At 27.8% G+C, this 15916-nt stretch carries 23 protein-coding genes; 12 read left to right on the top strand and 11 right to left on the bottom strand.

Annotated elements, in window-relative coordinates:
- The first annotated feature begins 12 nt into the window (after positions 1–12).
- The 6 genes from dnaJ to Q0X98_RS01565 are packed head-to-tail and all read left to right on the top strand — an operon-like array spanning position 13 to position 3538.
- Positions 13–1140 carry a molecular chaperone DnaJ gene (gene dnaJ / locus Q0X98_RS01590; RefSeq protein ID WP_297680761.1) on the top strand — a complete coding sequence of 376 codons (1128 nt, stop codon included), beginning with the start codon at positions 13–15 and terminating at the stop codon, positions 1138–1140.
- A gap of 37 nt (positions 1141–1177) precedes the next feature.
- On the top strand, positions 1178–1510 hold the full coding sequence (locus tag Q0X98_RS01585) for a hypothetical protein (protein WP_297680759.1): 333 nt from the start codon (positions 1178–1180) through the stop codon (positions 1508–1510).
- 35 nt (positions 1511–1545) lie between these two features.
- Positions 1546–1953: a dihydrodipicolinate reductase C-terminal domain-containing protein gene (locus Q0X98_RS01580; RefSeq protein ID WP_297680757.1), complete on the top strand. Its 408-nt coding sequence runs from the start codon at positions 1546–1548 to the stop codon at positions 1951–1953.
- Complete coding sequence (gene nth / locus Q0X98_RS01575) at positions 1953–2606, top strand: endonuclease III (protein ID WP_297680755.1); 654 nt, start codon at positions 1953–1955, stop codon at positions 2604–2606. Before Q0X98_RS01580 ends, nth begins: the two co-directional genes overlap by 1 nt.
- Position 2607: 1 nt before the next feature.
- Positions 2608–2973 (top strand): PfkB family carbohydrate kinase, encoded by a 366-nt coding sequence (locus tag Q0X98_RS01570; RefSeq protein ID WP_297680753.1) that lies wholly within the window; start codon positions 2608–2610, stop codon positions 2971–2973.
- Positions 2858–3538, top strand: a complete 681-nt coding sequence (locus Q0X98_RS01565) for an adenosine kinase (protein WP_297681093.1) — start codon at positions 2858–2860, stop codon at positions 3536–3538. Before Q0X98_RS01570 ends, Q0X98_RS01565 begins: the two co-directional genes overlap by 116 nt.
- Before the next feature lie 102 nt (positions 3539–3640).
- Here the strand turns inward: Q0X98_RS01565 and Q0X98_RS01560 are convergent, their stop codons facing one another.
- Positions 3641–4093, bottom strand: a complete 453-nt coding sequence (locus Q0X98_RS01560; protein WP_297680751.1) for a winged helix-turn-helix domain-containing protein — start codon at positions 4091–4093, stop codon at positions 3641–3643.
- A 96-nt stretch (positions 4094–4189) separates the two neighbouring features.
- Here Q0X98_RS01560 and Q0X98_RS01555 point away from each other — a divergent pair, with 96 nt between their 5' ends.
- Positions 4190–4711, top strand: coding sequence for a L,D-transpeptidase family protein (locus tag Q0X98_RS01555; RefSeq protein ID WP_320415260.1), 522 nt, complete (start codon positions 4190–4192; stop codon positions 4709–4711).
- Here Q0X98_RS01555 and Q0X98_RS07430 read toward each other — a convergent pair.
- Both Q0X98_RS07430 and Q0X98_RS07425 read right to left on the bottom strand, forming a co-directional pair.
- On the bottom strand, positions 4708–5052 hold the full coding sequence (locus tag Q0X98_RS07430; RefSeq protein WP_320415252.1) for an alanine racemase: 345 nt from the start codon (positions 5050–5052) through the stop codon (positions 4708–4710). The two genes, Q0X98_RS01555 and Q0X98_RS07430, sit on opposite strands and share 4 nt — an antisense overlap.
- The gene (locus Q0X98_RS07425; protein WP_320415251.1) at positions 5045–5368 is read right to left on the bottom strand and encodes a hypothetical protein; all 324 of its coding nucleotides are present in this window, start codon (positions 5366–5368) and stop codon (positions 5045–5047) included. Before Q0X98_RS07425 ends, Q0X98_RS07430 begins: the two co-directional genes overlap by 8 nt.
- 6 nt (positions 5369–5374) lie before the next feature.
- On the opposite strand from Q0X98_RS07425, the gene Q0X98_RS01545 reads away from it, so the two are divergent.
- Positions 5375–5893 carry a thiamine phosphate synthase gene (locus Q0X98_RS01545; protein ID WP_297680749.1) on the top strand — a complete coding sequence of 173 codons (519 nt, stop codon included), beginning with the start codon at positions 5375–5377 and terminating at the stop codon, positions 5891–5893.
- A 130-nt stretch (positions 5894–6023) separates the two neighbouring features.
- On the opposite strand, the gene Q0X98_RS01540 is transcribed toward Q0X98_RS01545, so the two are convergent.
- Both Q0X98_RS01540 and Q0X98_RS01535 read right to left on the bottom strand, forming a co-directional pair.
- The gene (locus Q0X98_RS01540; RefSeq protein WP_297680748.1) at positions 6024–6257 is read right to left on the bottom strand and encodes a hypothetical protein; all 234 of its coding nucleotides are present in this window, start codon (positions 6255–6257) and stop codon (positions 6024–6026) included.
- A 302-nt stretch (positions 6258–6559) separates the two neighbouring features.
- Positions 6560–6889, bottom strand: a complete 330-nt coding sequence (locus tag Q0X98_RS01535; protein ID WP_297680746.1) for a hypothetical protein — start codon at positions 6887–6889, stop codon at positions 6560–6562.
- A gap of 196 nt (positions 6890–7085) precedes the next feature.
- Between Q0X98_RS01535 and Q0X98_RS01530 the strand changes: the two genes are divergently transcribed.
- The 4 genes from Q0X98_RS01530 to Q0X98_RS01515 all read left to right on the top strand — a co-directional run bounded on the left by Q0X98_RS01530 (position 7086) and on the right by Q0X98_RS01515 (position 11663).
- The gene (locus Q0X98_RS01530) at positions 7086–7646 is read left to right on the top strand and encodes a DUF3576 domain-containing protein (protein WP_297680745.1); all 561 of its coding nucleotides are present in this window, start codon (positions 7086–7088) and stop codon (positions 7644–7646) included.
- Between the two features lie 42 nt (positions 7647–7688).
- Positions 7689–10223, top strand: a complete 2535-nt coding sequence (gene leuS / locus Q0X98_RS01525) for a leucine--tRNA ligase (protein WP_297680743.1) — start codon at positions 7689–7691, stop codon at positions 10221–10223.
- 73 nt (positions 10224–10296) lie between these two features.
- On the top strand, positions 10297–10674 hold the full coding sequence (locus Q0X98_RS01520) for a hypothetical protein (RefSeq protein ID WP_297680741.1): 378 nt from the start codon (positions 10297–10299) through the stop codon (positions 10672–10674).
- Positions 10674–11663, top strand: a complete 990-nt coding sequence (locus Q0X98_RS01515) for a DNA polymerase III subunit delta (protein ID WP_297680739.1) — start codon at positions 10674–10676, stop codon at positions 11661–11663. Before Q0X98_RS01520 ends, Q0X98_RS01515 begins: the two co-directional genes overlap by 1 nt.
- Positions 11664–11759: 96 nt before the next feature.
- Here Q0X98_RS01515 and Q0X98_RS01510 read toward each other — a convergent pair whose 3' ends face one another.
- The 6 genes from Q0X98_RS01510 to mnmG form a co-directional block, all read right to left on the bottom strand.
- On the bottom strand, positions 11760–12494 hold the full coding sequence (locus tag Q0X98_RS01510; protein ID WP_297680737.1) for a ParB/RepB/Spo0J family partition protein: 735 nt from the start codon (positions 12492–12494) through the stop codon (positions 11760–11762).
- Complete coding sequence (locus Q0X98_RS01505; RefSeq protein WP_297680735.1) at positions 12494–12793, bottom strand: ParA family protein; 300 nt, start codon at positions 12791–12793, stop codon at positions 12494–12496. The genes Q0X98_RS01510 and Q0X98_RS01505 overlap by 1 nt, the downstream gene beginning before the upstream one ends.
- A gap of 16 nt (positions 12794–12809) precedes the next feature.
- The gene (locus tag Q0X98_RS01500; protein WP_297680733.1) at positions 12810–13289 is read right to left on the bottom strand and encodes an AAA family ATPase; all 480 of its coding nucleotides are present in this window, start codon (positions 13287–13289) and stop codon (positions 12810–12812) included.
- Entirely contained in the window at positions 13290–13955 is a 666-nt protein-coding gene (locus tag Q0X98_RS01495) for an RsmG family class I SAM-dependent methyltransferase (RefSeq protein ID WP_297680731.1), read from the bottom strand.
- Positions 13955–14164: a hypothetical protein gene (locus tag Q0X98_RS01490; RefSeq protein ID WP_338140422.1), complete on the bottom strand. Its 210-nt coding sequence runs from the start codon at positions 14162–14164 to the stop codon at positions 13955–13957. The genes Q0X98_RS01495 and Q0X98_RS01490 overlap by 1 nt, the downstream gene beginning before the upstream one ends.
- A 261-nt stretch (positions 14165–14425) precedes the next feature.
- Positions 14426–15829 (bottom strand): tRNA uridine-5-carboxymethylaminomethyl(34) synthesis enzyme MnmG, encoded by a 1404-nt coding sequence (mnmG, locus tag Q0X98_RS01485; protein WP_297680729.1) that lies wholly within the window; start codon positions 15827–15829, stop codon positions 14426–14428.
- Positions 15830–15916 lie beyond the last annotated feature (87 nt).

The raw sequence follows: 15916 nt of genomic DNA, 5'->3' as shown, positions 1-15916 counted from the left end.
TCAAGGTAATTTATGTCTAAAAGAGATTTCTATGAAGTTTTAGGTGTTGGTAAAAATGCATCTCCTGATGAGCTAAAATCAGCATATAGAAAACAAGCTGTTAAATATCATCCTGATAAAAATCCAGGGGATAAGGTTGCAGAAGATAAGTTTAAAGAAGCTAGTGAAGCTTACGGAATTCTATCAGACAAAGAAAAAAAACAAAATTATGATAACTTTGGACACGCCGCCTTTGAAAATGGTGGTGGAAGACAAAGTGGTGGCTTTGGAGGTTTTGGTGGCGCAGATTTTTCAGATATTTTTGAAGATTTTTTTGGAGATTTTGGTGGGGGCGGAAGATCAAGAAAAAGAAGTTCTAATAACAGAGGCTCAGATCTAAGATATGATTTATCAATTACACTTGAAGAAGCTTACCAGGGCAAAAAACAAGATATAAAATTTTCAACTACAGATAAATGTAATACTTGTAAAGGTAATGGCTCAAAACCTGGTCATTCTCCTGATAGATGTACATACTGTGGAGGAAATGGAAAAATCAGGTCTAATCAAGGCTTTTTTACAGTACAACAAACATGTCCGCAATGTAATGGTAATGGTGAGGAAATTACAAATCCTTGTAATGATTGTAATGGACAAGGAAAAAAGCAAGCATCTAAAAAAATATCCGTTACAATTCCTAAAGGCGTTGATGATGGAACGAGAATTAGATTAGCAGGTAAAGGCGAAGCTGGAAGTAGAGGTGGTACAACGGGTGATCTATATTTGTTTATTAATGTTCACTCCCACGATTTATTTAAGAGATCAGATGAAAATTTATTTTTTGAATTTCCAATTTCTCTTGCAGATGCTGCTTTGGGAACCACCATTGAAATTCCAACTATTGATGGAGGCAAAGCTAAAATAAAAATTCCTGATGGAACTCAAAATGGTAAACAATTCAGATTAAAAGGTAAAGGAATGCCTTATATGAGAAGAGGTGATTTTGGTGACTTGTATGTTCAAGTAAAAACAGAGGTGCCTGTATATCTAAATAAAAAACAAAAAGAATTACTAGAACAATTTAGAGAAATTGAAAACGATAAATCAAATCCAAGTATTAAAAAATTTTTTCAAAAAGCAAAAGATTTCTGGAAAAATTAAAAGACTAATCTTCTAAAAAAGGTTAATATTTAGAGGAATGAAAAAAATTAATTTAGCGATTTCAGGTTGTATGGGAAGAATGGGCCAGCAACTAATAAAGTCTTCCAAAAAAAATAAAAATTTTAGACTAGTAACACTTACAGAGAATTGGTTAGTTAACAAAAAATTTAATGGAGTTAAACCAGAATTAAATTCTGATAAAGCATTTAAAAATATAGATATAATTATTGATTTTACAGTTCCTGATTGCACCCTAGAAATACTAAAAATAGCAGCCAAACTCAAAAAAAAAATTGTAATTGGAACAACAGGCTTCAATAAAAACCAAGAAAATGAAATTAAAAATTTTCAAAAAAAATACCTATCTTAAAAGCTGGAAATATGAGTTTGGGTGTAAATTTGTTAATGTATTTAACTGAAATTGCTTCTAAATCTTTGAATGATGAATATTTAAGTAAAATATTTGAAGTGCACCATAAACACAAGAAAGACTATCCATCAGGCACAGCGTTAATGCTTGGAAAAGGAATTGCTGATGGTAAAAATAAAAACTTATATAGTTTAATTGGTAACAAATTTTTAAATAAAAAATCTTTTCCATATGGGAAAAAAATTAATTTTAATTCAATAAGAAAAGGTGAGATTATTGGAGAACATGAAGTAAAATTCTCAAGTGGTAAAGAAATAATTACACTAAACCATGAAGCTTTTGATAGAGCGCTTTATTCGGATGGAGCTTTGACAGCTGCCAAATGGTTGATGAAAAAAAGACCGGGATTATATTCTATGAGAGATTTGCTCAATTTTTCATAATGAATGAAGGATCAAAAGCAAAAATAATAATTAAGATTCTAAATAAGATTTATCCTAAAACACCAATTCCTCTTAAAAGTAAAAATACTTTTACGCTGTTGATTTCTGTACTTCTTTCAGCGCAATGTACTGATGTAAACGTTAACAATGTAACAAAAGATATATATCCAAAACATTATAAACCAGAACATTTTGTTAAATTAGGAAGAAAAAAAATTGAAAGATTGATAAAAAAAATTGGTATTTTTAGAGTTAAAGCTAAAAGTATTTATTTAATGTCAAAACAAGTTTTAGAAAAACACAACGGAAAAGTCCCTAAAACCTTTGAAGAACTAGAAAAATTACCTGGTGTGGGTCATAAAACAGCTAGCGTAGTGATGTCTCAAGGTTTTGGATATCCAGCATTTGCGGTTGATACTCATATTCATAGACTTGCACAAAGATGGGGACTAACAAATGGAAAAAGTGTAGTTGAAACTGAAAAAGATTTAAAGCGTATATTTCCTAAAAAAACTTGGTCTAAACTTCATTTACAAATAATTTTTTATGGAAGAGAATATTGTAAAGCAAGAGATTGTTATGGTTTAACCTGTAAAATATGTACTACTTGCTACCCAAGTAGAAAAAAACCTGTTATTACCCAAAAAGCTTAGTATGAAAATTTTAGGAATAGGAAATGCGATAGTAGATGTCATTTGTAAAGTAGATGACAGTTTTATTGATAAAAATAATCTCACAAAAAGTACAATGAAATTGTTTTTTGATGAAAAAGAATTCAAAGATCTATTAACTAATCTTAAAATTGAAAAAACTGTTTCTGGAGGTTCTGTAGCAAATTCTATAGTTGGGTTGGCTCAACTTGGTAACAAGGTAGGTTTTATTGGAAAAGTTTCTGATGACGACTTTGGTAGACAAATACGAGCAAGGTTTAGAAAAAGAAAATGTAGAGTATTTTTACTCAAAAAAGAAAGAAGAATTACCGACAGGTACTTGTTTAATATTGGTTACTCCAGATTCTGAAAGGACGATGTGTACATTTCTTGGAACAGCAGGAAAAATTAATGAAAATGATGTTAGCTCTGAAGCTATTAAAAAAAGTGAATTAATATTTTTAGAGGGTTATTTGTGGGATGAGGGAGAGCCTAAAAAAGCATTTGATAAAGCAATTAATAATGCGAATAAAGTAGCAATGTCGCTTTCTGATCTATTTTGTGTAGATAGACATAAATCTCATTTTTTAAACTTAGTAAAAAATAAACTAGATATAACTTTTGCAAACGAACAAGAAATTACGTCATTAATTGAAGCAAAGAATTTTAACGATGTTATAGATTTTTCAAAACAGCTTAATAAGTTAATAGTTGTAACTCGAGGTGAAAAAGGATCGGTAGCAATTAATGGTGAGGAAATTTTTGAGTGTGATATAAAAAAAAATCTAAAAATTGTTGACCTTACAGGTGCTGGTGATTTATTTGCTGCTGGATTTCTTCACGGATATATTAATGGGTTATCAGTTAAAGAATGTTTGGAACAAGGTACTGAATTGTCATCAAAAGTAATACAACAAATCGGTGCAAGACTTTAATTTTAACTTTTTTTTCTTTTAAAACTTCCCTTGCCTTTTTTGGGCTTAACTACTTTTGGCTTATACTTTTTTGTAAATAGGTTTTTAGCTATTAGATTTTTCTTATTTGATTTGATAACCATTTTTTTTACTAACAATAAATTCATTATCATTAAAAGTATTTAAAATTTTTTTTCTTAATCGATAAATATGTGTCTCGACCGTATGAGTTTCTATATCAGATTGATAACTCCACACCATTTTTTGCAACTCATCAATACCAACAGGTTGATTTGAATTAGACAAATAAATAATCGTATTGATTTCTTTTTCAGTTAATTTTAATTTTGTATTTTGTATTAACATTTCCCTTGAATTTAGATCTATAATATATGATTTAACTTTAACCTGGGATTGATTATTAAATTGAAGTTTTAAAAATTCGATATTTATTTTTTCTATTAATTTAAAAATTTTAATTGGTTTGTTTTCTAAAACAAATTGATTTTCAATATCTAGATAATTTTTACTGGATATAATTAAATAATTATTATGATTTTTTACTTCTTTGTTCAAAGAGCTCTCGCTATCAATAAAACAGATCTTAAAATTAAGATCTAAACTAAGTTCTTCAAGAATGTGATATAATGGAGTAAACTTGTATATTATTAAATTCTGCACGTTCATAAAAGAAAGAATATGACAATTTTAATTAAAAATAAACATACTCTTCAAATAGATCAATTTAAATTTAGATGTTGTATTGGAAAAAGAGGATTAACAAAAAATAAAAAAGAGGGTGATAAAAAAACACCAAGAGGAACTTTTGGGATTGAAAATCTTTATTATAGGAAAGATCGTTTAGAAAAACCACTTACTTCTCTAAAATGCATCAAAATTGAAAAAGATATGGGTTGGTGTGATGATATTTTTGTTCCAAAAAAATATAACAAAATAATTAAAATCGACAAAAAAATTAAACATGAAAAGTTAAATAGAAAAGACCATAAGTACGATTTGCTAATTCCAATAAAATACAACTTCAAAAAACCTATTTCTGGTTTGGGTAGCTGCATATTTATTCACTTAACTAAAGATTATAAGCCTACAGCTGGATGTGTTGCTTTAAAGAAAAAAGATTTTTTGATTATGCTAAAATTAATCAAAAAAAATTCAAAAATAAAAATTTTTTAATATCTCTTGCCAAAAATACTTGAACCAATTCTTACATATGTTGAAAAATGTTTTGCTGCTTTAAGAAAATCTGAAGACATCCCCATACTTAATTCATTAAAACCTGAATTCTTATTTAGTTGGTTCATCTCATCAAAGCAGTTTTCTGGATCAATATTTACTGGAGGAATACACATCAAGCCAATTAAATCTAAACCAATCTCCTTACAGTATAAAATTAGTTGGTTAATATCATTTTTATTAATACCCGATTTTTGATTTTCATCACCAATATTAACCTGTAAAAATATTTTGATTTTTTTATTTATCTTATTTTGTTCATCCGCAATTTTTTTAGCCAAGTTTTTCACTATCTACCGAATGGATATAATCAAATATTTGAACAGCAAATTTCACTTTATTTGTTTGCAATTTACCAATCATATGTAATTTTATATTTGAATTTATCTTTTTAATTTCTGTCCATTTTTCAATTGCTTCCTGGACTTTGTTTTCACCATAATCTATATGGCCATGTTCTATAAGTGGTAAAATTTTATCAATTTTAAAAGTCTTTGATACAGCAATAATTTTGGGATTATTATTGATATTTAATTTATTAAGATAAGTATTAATATTATTCTCAATATCTAATAAATTTTTTACAGTATTATGCATACAAATATGATTAGTAAATATTACTTTATAAATAAATTTGATACAAATATTATCAATAAACAAGACAAGCAAACTGTTATTATCTATAGGAACTATACTTTAAATATAAAAAATAAAGATCTCATTTTAAAAATCAAAAATCATTGTAAAAAAAGAGGAATAAAATTTTATTTATCTAATGACATAAAACTTGCAATTAAACTTAATTTAGATGGAGCATATATTCCTTCTTTTAATAAAAACACAAATCACTTAGCTTACTCTTATAAAAAAAATTTTAATATCATTGGATCTGCACACAACCTTAAAGAAATAAGAATAAAAGAAAAACAGGGTGTTCAAAAAATTTTTTTATCTTCTTTATTTAAAAAAAACAAAAATTTTCTAGGAATTAATAAATTTAAGATACTATCAAATTTAACTAAATTAAATGTTGTTGCTTTAGGTGGGATTTCTAAAAGTAATCTTAAAAAACTTAATTTTTTAGATCAATCAGATTTTGCAGGTATATCTTATTTTGAATAAAAAAAAGGCCCCTAAAAAGGGGCCCTTTTAATAATTTAAATCTAAATTAAATTAGAATGCAAATGAAAGACCTACGTTCCATTTTGATTGCTCTGATAGCCTGAACCAGTAACATTTTCAGCATTGTTTGCTAACAGAAGCTGTTAAACCACCAGTAGTGTATGAAACTGAAATTTGTCGAACTCTTCGTCAGTACTTGACCAGTTGTTTCATGAGTTTCAGATCCGTAAGAAACTGAAAGTTCATCACTTACTGTGTAAGAAAGTTTGTAAGAACTTTGTTCCTCATTAGATGCACTAGTTATGTCATAATCATTAATTGACATAGCAGCTGTAACTGGACCAAAAGCAAATGAAGCTTTCATAGTGTTACATCAGCACCGTTGTACCAGCAGTATTACCTCAACTTCACCAGCACCATAACTTAACTGATAAACCTTCAACACCAGTATAAGTTAAAGCATAACCAATGTTGCTTCTTCACCAGCTGAACTTCCAGTGTATGAAAGTTGTACAGCTAAACCATCAACCATATGACTGGTAAAGTCCAAGTAAAGTTTTAGCCTGCACTTGCATTTGTTGGTCCTAGTGTATAAGCATGAAAGTGTTATCCCAGATATCACCAGCAGCTGTAGTGTCTATAGTGTTTTGCGCACTTGAAGCACCTTCACCAGCAAATGTAATTGTTCCCATTGCATCTGAACATACAGTGATTGAGTGACTGATCAAATGGACTGTCCAGCGTGTTAGCTAGCTCAGCGTTATCACCTTGGTCTAAGATGAAAGATAAAGATACATTCATACCATTATCCATTTCACCACCACCAGTGAAAGTTAATTGGTTACCCATAGCCATTGTTTTACCACCTTCAGTACCAGCGTGGTTACTCATTGTCCATGAAGCAGAACCAGCAACTGACATTTCGCCAGCGTATACTGAAGTAGCAACTAAAGAACCTGCTAATGCAGTAAGTCCTATTTTTTTAAAGTTGTTCATATTAATTACTCCTTATTGTTTAATTGTTATTATTAATAATAAACGCTGTGTGTTTACCATTTAGATCAATAATTTTCCTAAAAAATACTATTTTATTGAATAAATTTAAATGTGTTGTATTTTTACATCATCTTTTTTATGAAATTGATATAAAATTACTAATCTCTAGAAATTTATGATGTATAAGCATGAAAAAATGAATTCAAAATACTATTTTATCAAAATCTTTAAAATCTTAAGTTTTGTAACTTTATTTGGCTTTTTTCAATATGGTTGCAATGGAAAACTACCTGGTGGTGATGCTAGAAAATTTCCTGATGATCCAAAATTAAGAGTTAAACAAAATCTTGAGGAAGGGCGTGGATTTAAATTAAATGATATGCTTAAATCAGGATCTAAAGGAGGAGTTTTTGAATTTGCAAGCTCAAACGAACTTTGGAGAGCTTCTCTTGATGTAATTGATTTTATGCCACTTGCTTCTGTAAATTATAGTGGAGGAATTATCATTACTGATTGGTACACGAATGAAAGAATTCAAAATGAAAGTATAAAAATTACAATTCGTTTTCTAACCAACGAAATTAGATCGGATGCATTAAACATTAAAATTTTTACAAGAAAATGTAAAGAAAGTTTAATTAACTGTAAATATATTCAATCTAACAAGTCATTAGTTGCAGAACTTAAAAAAGAAATATTAAAAAGAGCAACTAAGTTTCAAATAGAAGACAAAGAAAAGAAAAAAAAGAAAAAATAAATATATTTTAAATCATAGTGGCAATAATAAATAATTCAAATTGTGGAACGTTATAATTTTAAAGAAATAGAAACCAAATGGCAAAAGATTTGGGATCAAGAAAAAAAATTCTCAACCAAAGTAGATAAAAATAAAAAAAAATTTTATTGTCTTGAAATGTTTCCATATCCATCTGGAAAAATTCATATGGGACATGTGAGAAATTATACTATTGGTGATGTGTTGGCTAGATACAAAACCTTGCAAGATTTTAATGTGCTGCACCCTATGGGATGGGACTCTTTTGGTATGCCAGCTGAAAATGCTGCTAGACAAAATAAATTAGATCCTAAGACATGGACTGAAAAAAATATTTCAGTTATGAAAAGTCAATTAAAAAAACTAGGGCTATCAATTGATTGGGATAAAGAAATATCTACTTGTTCACCTGATTATTATAAACACCAACAAGAATTTTTTTTAGAACTTTATGATAAAGGATTGGTCTACAGAAAAGAAAGTTACGTAAATTGGGATCCAGTTGATAAAACAGTTCTAGCCAATGAACAAGTAATTGATGGCAAAGGGTGGCGTTCAGGTGCAATAGTTGAGAGAAAAAAACTTAACCAATGGTTTTTCAAAATTACTAATTTTTCCAAGGAACTTTTGGAAAGTTTAGACAGCCTAAATAATTGGCCAAATAAAGTAAAAGTTATGCAAAAAAATTGGATTGGAAAATCCTATGGTTGTGAAATTAAATTTAAGATTAAGTCTGACAGAGAAATTGATGAAATAAAATGTTACACTACAAGACCGGACACTTTATTTGGTATGTCTTTTTTAGCACTATCTATTGATCACCCTATTGCAAAATTTTATTTAAATGATCCAGAATTTATTAAATTTAAGACAGAATGCTCTAAAACTGGTACCACAGAAGAATCGATTGCAGCAGCTGAAAAACTGGGTTTTAAAACTGATTTATTGGCTATTAATCCTCTGGATGAAAATAATAAAGTTCCCGTTTATTTTGCAAACTTTGTTTTAATGGATTATGGCTTAGGTGCTGTATTTGGTTGTCCTGCGCACGATCAAAGAGATCTAGATTTTGCTAATAAATATAATTTAAAAGTTACACCAGTTGTTAGACCTGAAAAAGATAAAGATTTGTTAATTGATAAAAAAGCTTTCACAGACTCTGGCTATTTATTTAATTCAAAATTTTTAAACGACTTAAAAGTACCAAATGAGTCAATAGATAAAACAATAGATTATTTAGAAAAGAATAATATTGGTAAAAAAAAAATAAATTATAGATTAAAAGATTGGGGAATATCACGACAAAGATATTGGGGGTGTCCTATACCAATAGCTTATGACGAAAATAGCAATCCAATAAAAATACCAAAAGATATGCTTCCTGTTGAATTACCTAAAATTGATAAACTTAGTTCTATTGGAAATCCTCTTGATGAAATGTCTGAGTGGAAAAATATAACTATTGATGGAAAAAATTATACTAGAGAAACGGATACACTTGATACATTTGTAGACTCTTCATGGTATTTTCTAAGATTTTGCTCACCTCAGAAACAAGATTATGGATTTAATATTGATGAAGTAAAATATTGGATGCCAGTAGATCAATATATTGGTGGAGTTGAACATGCAATTCTACACCTTTTGTACTCTAGGTTTTTTATGCAAGCTTTATCATATCAAAATAATACATTTGACATTAAGGAACCATTTAGCGGTTTGTTTACGCAAGGTATGGTTTGCCACGAAACATATAAAGATAAAAATAATAATTGGATAAGTCCTGATGAATTAATTTCTAAAGATGGAAAAAAATTTTTAAAAGATACAGAAGAGCTTATTAAAGTTGGTGCTTCAGAATCAATGTCAAAATCGAAAAAAAATACTATTGATCCTGAAAAAATTATAAAAGACTATGGAGCAGACTCTGTGAGATTGTTTATACTATCTGACAGTCCTCCTGAAAAAGATGTACAGTGGTCAGACGAGGGAATAAAATCATCTTATAAATTTATTCAAAAATTATGGGTTTTAAATCAAAAAATTATTGAAGAAATAGAAGTCAACCATCCATCTAATTCAAATAATGATTTGGAGAAAATAACTAATAAATTTCTTAAAGAAGTTACTCAAAATATTGAAAATTTTGCATACAATAAAATTATTGCTAATTTTCATGAAATTTATTCGTCTCTAAATAAAGTAATTTTAAATAAAGTTGAAAAAGAAAAATTGGTTGAAAATTATAAAAAAATATTAATAGCTATCAGTCCTGTGATACCTCATTTTTCAAACGAATGTATGACAATGTTAAACACTAATGAAAAAATATTGTGGCCAAAAATAAATGAAAAATTTTTATTAGAGGAAAATATTAAATTTATAATTCAGTTTAATGGCAAAACTAGAAAAATTATAATTTCAAAAAAAGATACTAGTGAGGATTTGTTATTAGAAAAAATTAAAGAAGATAGTAAATTAAATGAGTTTTTAGATAATAAGAATATTCAAAAAAAGATATTTATCCCTAACAAATTAATTAATATAATAACTAACTAAAATGATAAAAATAAAAATTATATTCATATCTTTAATATTTTTATTAGCAAATTGTGGTTTTAGCCCAATATATATGAAAAATACAAATGATAATTTTTCAATTGAAAATGTGATTTATAATGGAGATAGAGATCTTAATAATTTTTTAAAAACTGATTTAAAAAAATATAAAAATGCAGATGCAAGTAAGAAAATTTATATTGAAGCTATAAGTGAATATAAAAAAATCATTTTAACTAAAAACACAGCAGGTAAAGTAACAAACTACAAATTAGTGGCAAAAGTTACATTTTTAATAAAATCAACTAATAGAAAAATTAATATTACTGAAGAAAGAATTATAAAAACTTTGGATGATAAATTTGAAGAAGCAAGAAAAGAAAGGGCTATTAAACAAAATTTTGCCTTATCAATATCCAATAAGCTTTGGTCAGAACTAGTTATTAATTAATGATTTTAAAAAATTATGAAATTAATAAGATTGAAAATATTAATCATTTTATATTATTTTATGGAAAAAATGAGGGCTTAAAAAATGAAGCTCTTAATATCTTAATAAAAAATAAAAATAATATTTCAAATTACGATGAAAAAGAAATTCTAGATAATGAAAATAATTTCATTGAAAGTATTTTATCAAAATCTCTTTTTGAACAAGAAAAAACTGTTGTTATTAAAAGAGCTACAGATAAAATTTTAATTATAATCCAAAATTTGCATTTAAAAAAATTAGAAGAAGTCACAATTATCTTGAACTCTGAAAATTTAGATAAAAAATCAAAATTAAGAACTTTTTTTGAAAAAGATAAAGAATTAATTTGTGTTCCTTTTTATCCAGATAATGATCAAACATTATCAAAACTAGCATATAATTTCTTAAGAGATAAAAATATTTCAATTTCACCTTCAAATATAAACTTAATAGTAAATAAATGCAGTGGAGAAAGAGAAGCACTTTTTAATGATCTTCAAAAAATTGAGTATTTTGTTAAAAATGGAAAAAAAATTAATGATAAAAATATATCGAAATTAATTAATTTGAGAGAAAATCATGGCATATCAGAACTTATTGATAATTGCCTAGTGCAAAACAAAAAGAAAATAATAAACATTTTAAATGAAAATAATTTTAGTAATGAAGACTGCATTATGATTATTAGATTTTTTTTAATAAAAGCAAAAAAATTGCTTACGTTATCATCAACTTTTGAAATTAATAAAAATATGGAACTAACAATATCCTCTGCAAAACCACCAATATTTTGGAAAGAGAAAGAAATAACAAAGCAACAGATTCAAAAATGGAGTCCTAAAAATATTAAACAACTTATCTACGCATTAAATGAAACGGAATTACAAATTAAAAAGAATATAAATAATTCAATAAATTTAATTACAGATTTTATTTTAAGCCAATCTTCAGCAGAATTTAATAGTTAGATTTGATTATATCTATAATTTTATTTAACTGATCTAGGTCTTTATACTCAAAAGAAATTTTTCCTTTATTTCTCATATTGTTTTGTATTTCTACATTTAATCCAATTTTATTGGATACAGAAAGTTCAAGAGCAATAATATTTGTATCTTTTGTGGTTTTTGACTTTTGCCTTTCTTTTTAAACAATTGAACAAATTTTTCTGCTTGTCTTACAGATAATTTTTTTTCAATAATTTTATTCGCAACAAAAGAAGCATTTTCTAATCCAACTAAAATTTTTGCATGACCAGCAGTTAATTTTTGTGTCTCCATTAGTTTTATAACTTCGACTGGTAAGGTTAATATTCTTAATGAATTGGTTATATAGCTCCTACTTTTACCTATAAATTTTGATACTTTTGCCTGATCATAAGAAAATTCATCTATCAATCTTTTATAACCTTCGGCTTCTTCTAAAGGGTTTAAATCATGCCTTTGAACATTTTCAACTATTGCAAATTCTAAAGATTTTAAATCATCGGCCTCTGTGATTACGACAGGAACATTGTGAATACCTGCTCTCTGTGCTGCTAACCACCTTCTCTCACCAGCTATTATTTCAAACTTTGAATTTTCATTATTTGATTTTCTAACTATGATCGGCTGTATCACTCCTCTTTCTTTTATAGAATTTGTTAAATCCTCTAAGTTTTGCTCATCAAAATTCTTTCTTGGTTGATATTTGTTTGGTGTTAAGTCACTTACCGCTAATTGATTTTTTTGAACCTCTACTTTAGTTTCGCCAATTAATGATGACAAACCTCTTCCAAGACCCTTTTTAATTTTATCCATTAAGCAGCACTCCCAATTGTTGACTCTTGATTTATAAATTCATCAGTAAAACTAAAATAAGATTTACTTCCAATACAAGATTTGTCATAAATTAAAACTGGCATCCCATGTGAAGGTGCTTCTGACAATCTCACATTCCTTGGAATTACTGTTGAGTAAACTTTTTCATTAAAATAATCTCTAGCTTCCTTTTCAACTTGTGAAGAAAGTTTATTTCTTTTGTCATACATGGTCAAAAGAATCCCTCGGATTTTTAAGTCTGGGTTTAAACTTACTTTTATCCTTTCAATAGTTTTCATCAATTGGGTTAATCCCTCAAGAGCAAAGAATTCTGTTTGCAAAGGTACCAAGAAGTGAGTTGGAGCAGACAAGCGCCATAACTGTAAGAAGACTTAGGGAAGGGGGACAATCAATTATAACATAATCATATAATCCTCTAGAATTGTTTAAATAAGCGCTTAATTTAGCTTTTAATATGAAAGCTCTATTACTATCATCAGCTGTTTCAACTTCAAGTCCTGATAAATCTACATTGGATGTGATGATATCTAAATTTTCAAACTGTGTCTTCTTGATTATATCGTTAATCTCTCTAGTTCCATTCAATACACCATAAATTGTGTCACTTGAGTTATCTACATTAGATAATCCAAGACCTGTTGTGGCATTTCCTTGAGGATCTAAATCAATAACTAAAATTTTTTTATTAAGTTGAGTCAATCCAGCTGCTAAATTTATAACGGTTGTTGTTTTTCCAACCCCACCCTTTTGATTTATTACTGAAATAATTTGCATTTAATTTTTGTTATATCTTTTTTTATTTTTCTTAGTAATTTTTTTTATATTTAATAAAAATGAATCCTCATTAGTTAAACTTTTTTTTTCTATGTACTCTAAATCCCAATCATTTTTAGATTTTTCAAATATTTTTTTTCCACTCTTTCCCATAAAAAAAATTAAATTTTTATATTTTGAAAAATTTTCATAAACTAAATCTAAAACTACTGGCATTGGCTTGAAAGCTCTTGACATTATAGTGCCTGTTTCTAAATTTTTTATTTCAAAAATATTTTTTTGAAAAATTTTTGTATTTAAATTTAGTTTTTCTGAAACTTCCTCTAAAAAACGGCTTTTATGGTAGCTTTTTTCATAAAGGTGCACATTCATACTATTTTTCATGTTTTTAAGTATAATTGCTACTACAATTCCTGGCATACCAGCTCCTGAACCTAAATCTGTAGTTGTATTGCAATTAAAGTCAACAAAATCAATAATTTGTGCAGAATCAATAATATGACGCTCAATTATAGACTTTTTTGATGATGTTTTTTGGCTGATTATGTTAATTTTTTTATTTTTTTCAATAATCATGGATATATAGTTTTCAAAGTCCAAAAATGTTTCACGTGAAACATTTAAGTCATTAAGTTTAGAGTATGAATTTAAAATTTCTTGATCCATTAAGCTATATGCTTAATAGACTTTCTTTTAACGTGTGACAACAAAATATATACAGCAGCTGGAGTAATTCCATCAATTCTCAGTGCTTGTCCCATTGTTTTTGGTTTTATTTCTTTAAATTTAGCTTTTACTTCATTTGACAACCCTGAAAGGCTATCATAATTAATTTTATCAGGTATTATAAGGTTTTCATCTCTTTTAAAAGCCAAAATATCAGCTTTTTGCTTTTTTAAATAACCTCTATAATGTGCATTAATTTCAACCTGCTCATCTATTTCATTTGCTAAAAAAAGGTATATCAGGCCATATTTCTCTAATTTTGATCATATCAACCCCTTTTTGAGTTAATATTTCATTAGAAGATCTTAAAACTCCATCTTTTGCTATTTTTACACCAAATTTCTCAGCTTTATTTGGTGATATAGTTGATTGACTCCATTTTTACATTTATTTGACTAATTTTATCGAATTTATCTAAATATAAGACTTTTTCTAACATCACCAATTAACCCTATCTCTATTCCTTTGGCAGTTAATCTTTGATCTGCATTATCAGATCTAAGACTTAATCGATATTCTGCTCTTGATGTAAACATTCGATATGGTTCAGCAACACCTTTGGTTACTAAATCATCAATCATTACTCCTATGTAAGCATCAGATCTATCAAGAATAAAAGGTTCTAATTTTTTAAAAGATAGAGCAGCATTTATCCCAGCTATAAGACCTTGAGCTGCCGCTTCTTCATATCCTGTTGTTCCATTAATCTGACCAGCAAGGTAAAGATTGCTAATCTTCTTAGTTTCAAGTGTTAAAAACAGTTCTCTTGGATCTATATAGTCATATTCTATGGCATATCCTGGTCTTATAATAGATACATTCTCTAAACCATTGATATTATTACATATTTCTTGTTGTACTTCAGCTGGAAGTGATGTTGAGATACCATTTGGGTAAATTGTATGGTCATTAAGCCCTTCAGGCTCTAAAAATATCTGATGTCGACCCTTATCAGCAAATTTTACGATTTTGTCTTCTATCGATGGACAGTATCTTGGTCCAACACCTTGTATGCTACCAGAGTACATAGCACTCTTAGATAAATTTTTTTCAATAATTTTATGAACCTTATCGTTAGTATAAGTCATACGACATGAAACTTGTTTGTTAATATTTTTTTTAGTTAAGAAAGAAAAAAAATAAGGATCATCATCTGCAAACTGTTCTTCTAAATTTTCATAATTAATTGTTCTTGAATCAAGTCGGGGAGGGGTTCCTGTTTTTAATCTTCCTATTTTAAAATTATATTTTTCTAATTGTTCACTTAATCCTGTTGAAGGTTTTTCATCATATCTTCCAGCAGGTGTTCTTTCATCGCCTATATGTATCAAACCATTTAAAAAAGTGCCCGTTGTTAGTATTAGCTTAGAACATAAAACTTTTTTACCTTCTTTAGTTATAAAGCCAGTTATTGTATTTTTATCAAAAATAAACTTTATTACAGGATCAGAAAAAATGCTTAAATTACAGTAGTTTACAAGTTTTTCTTGCATATATTTACGATATAATGATCTATCAGATTGAGTTCTTGGTCCTCTTACAGCTGGACCTCTACTTCTGTTTAATAATCTAAATTGAATACCTGATTTATCTGCAACCTCACCCATAACACCATCAAGAGCATCTATTTCTCTTACCAAATGACCTTTACCCAAACCACCTATTGCTGGGTTACATGACATCTCTCCAATTGTTTCTATCTTATGAGTAAATAGAGCAGTGTTAACACCTAGTCGTGCAGAAGCTGCAGCTGCCTCACATCCTGCATGACCACCACCTATTACTACAACATCAAATGATAAATCATTTTTCATAAGCTAAATTTATAACTGATTATTATATTTACAAGGTGACGTATAGTTTTGCTTAAATAAGCTTAATTATCAACGTTTTTTAGTAAA

This window comes from uncultured Candidatus Pelagibacter sp., assembly GCF_943788075.1.
Classification (GTDB): domain Bacteria; phylum Pseudomonadota; class Alphaproteobacteria; order Pelagibacterales; family Pelagibacteraceae; genus Pelagibacter.
Note: the sequence above shows the minus strand (reverse complement) of the source record. Positions and strands in the feature narration are given on the sequence as shown.

Coding starts and splice junctions, on each gene's coding strand:
- dnaJ (WP_297680761.1), top strand. CDS start 13: ATGTCTAAAAGAGATTTCTATGAAGTTTTAGGTGTTGGTAAAAATGCA.
- Q0X98_RS01585 (WP_297680759.1), top strand. CDS start 1,178: ATGAAAAAAATTAATTTAGCGATTTCAGGTTGTATGGGAAGAATGGGC.
- Q0X98_RS01580 (WP_297680757.1), top strand. CDS start 1,546: ATGTATTTAACTGAAATTGCTTCTAAATCTTTGAATGATGAATATTTA.
- nth (WP_297680755.1), top strand. CDS start 1,953: ATGAATGAAGGATCAAAAGCAAAAATAATAATTAAGATTCTAAATAAG.
- Q0X98_RS01570 (WP_297680753.1), top strand. CDS start 2,608: ATGAAAATTTTAGGAATAGGAAATGCGATAGTAGATGTCATTTGTAAA.
- Q0X98_RS07425 (WP_320415251.1), bottom strand. CDS start 5,368: ATGCATAATACTGTAAAAAATTTATTAGATATTGAGAATAATATTAAT.
- Q0X98_RS01545 (WP_297680749.1), top strand. CDS start 5,375: ATGATTAGTAAATATTACTTTATAAATAAATTTGATACAAATATTATC.
- Q0X98_RS01540 (WP_297680748.1), bottom strand. CDS start 6,257: ATGAAAGCTTCATTTGCTTTTGGTCCAGTTACAGCTGCTATGTCAATT.
- Q0X98_RS01535 (WP_297680746.1), bottom strand. CDS start 6,889: ATGAACAACTTTAAAAAAATAGGACTTACTGCATTAGCAGGTTCTTTA.
- Q0X98_RS01530 (WP_297680745.1), top strand. CDS start 7,086: ATGAATTCAAAATACTATTTTATCAAAATCTTTAAAATCTTAAGTTTT.
- Q0X98_RS01520 (WP_297680741.1), top strand. CDS start 10,297: ATGAAAAATACAAATGATAATTTTTCAATTGAAAATGTGATTTATAAT.
- Q0X98_RS01515 (WP_297680739.1), top strand. CDS start 10,674: ATGATTTTAAAAAATTATGAAATTAATAAGATTGAAAATATTAATCAT.
- Q0X98_RS01510 (WP_297680737.1), bottom strand. CDS start 12,494: ATGGATAAAATTAAAAAGGGTCTTGGAAGAGGTTTGTCATCATTAATT.
- Q0X98_RS01505 (WP_297680735.1), bottom strand. CDS start 12,793: ATGAAAACTATTGAAAGGATAAAAGTAAGTTTAAACCCAGACTTAAAA.
- Q0X98_RS01500 (WP_297680733.1), bottom strand. CDS start 13,289: ATGCAAATTATTTCAGTAATAAATCAAAAGGGTGGGGTTGGAAAAACA.
- Q0X98_RS01495 (WP_297680731.1), bottom strand. CDS start 13,955: ATGGATCAAGAAATTTTAAATTCATACTCTAAACTTAATGACTTAAAT.
- mnmG (WP_297680729.1), bottom strand. CDS start 15,829: ATGAAAAATGATTTATCATTTGATGTTGTAGTAATAGGTGGTGGTCAT.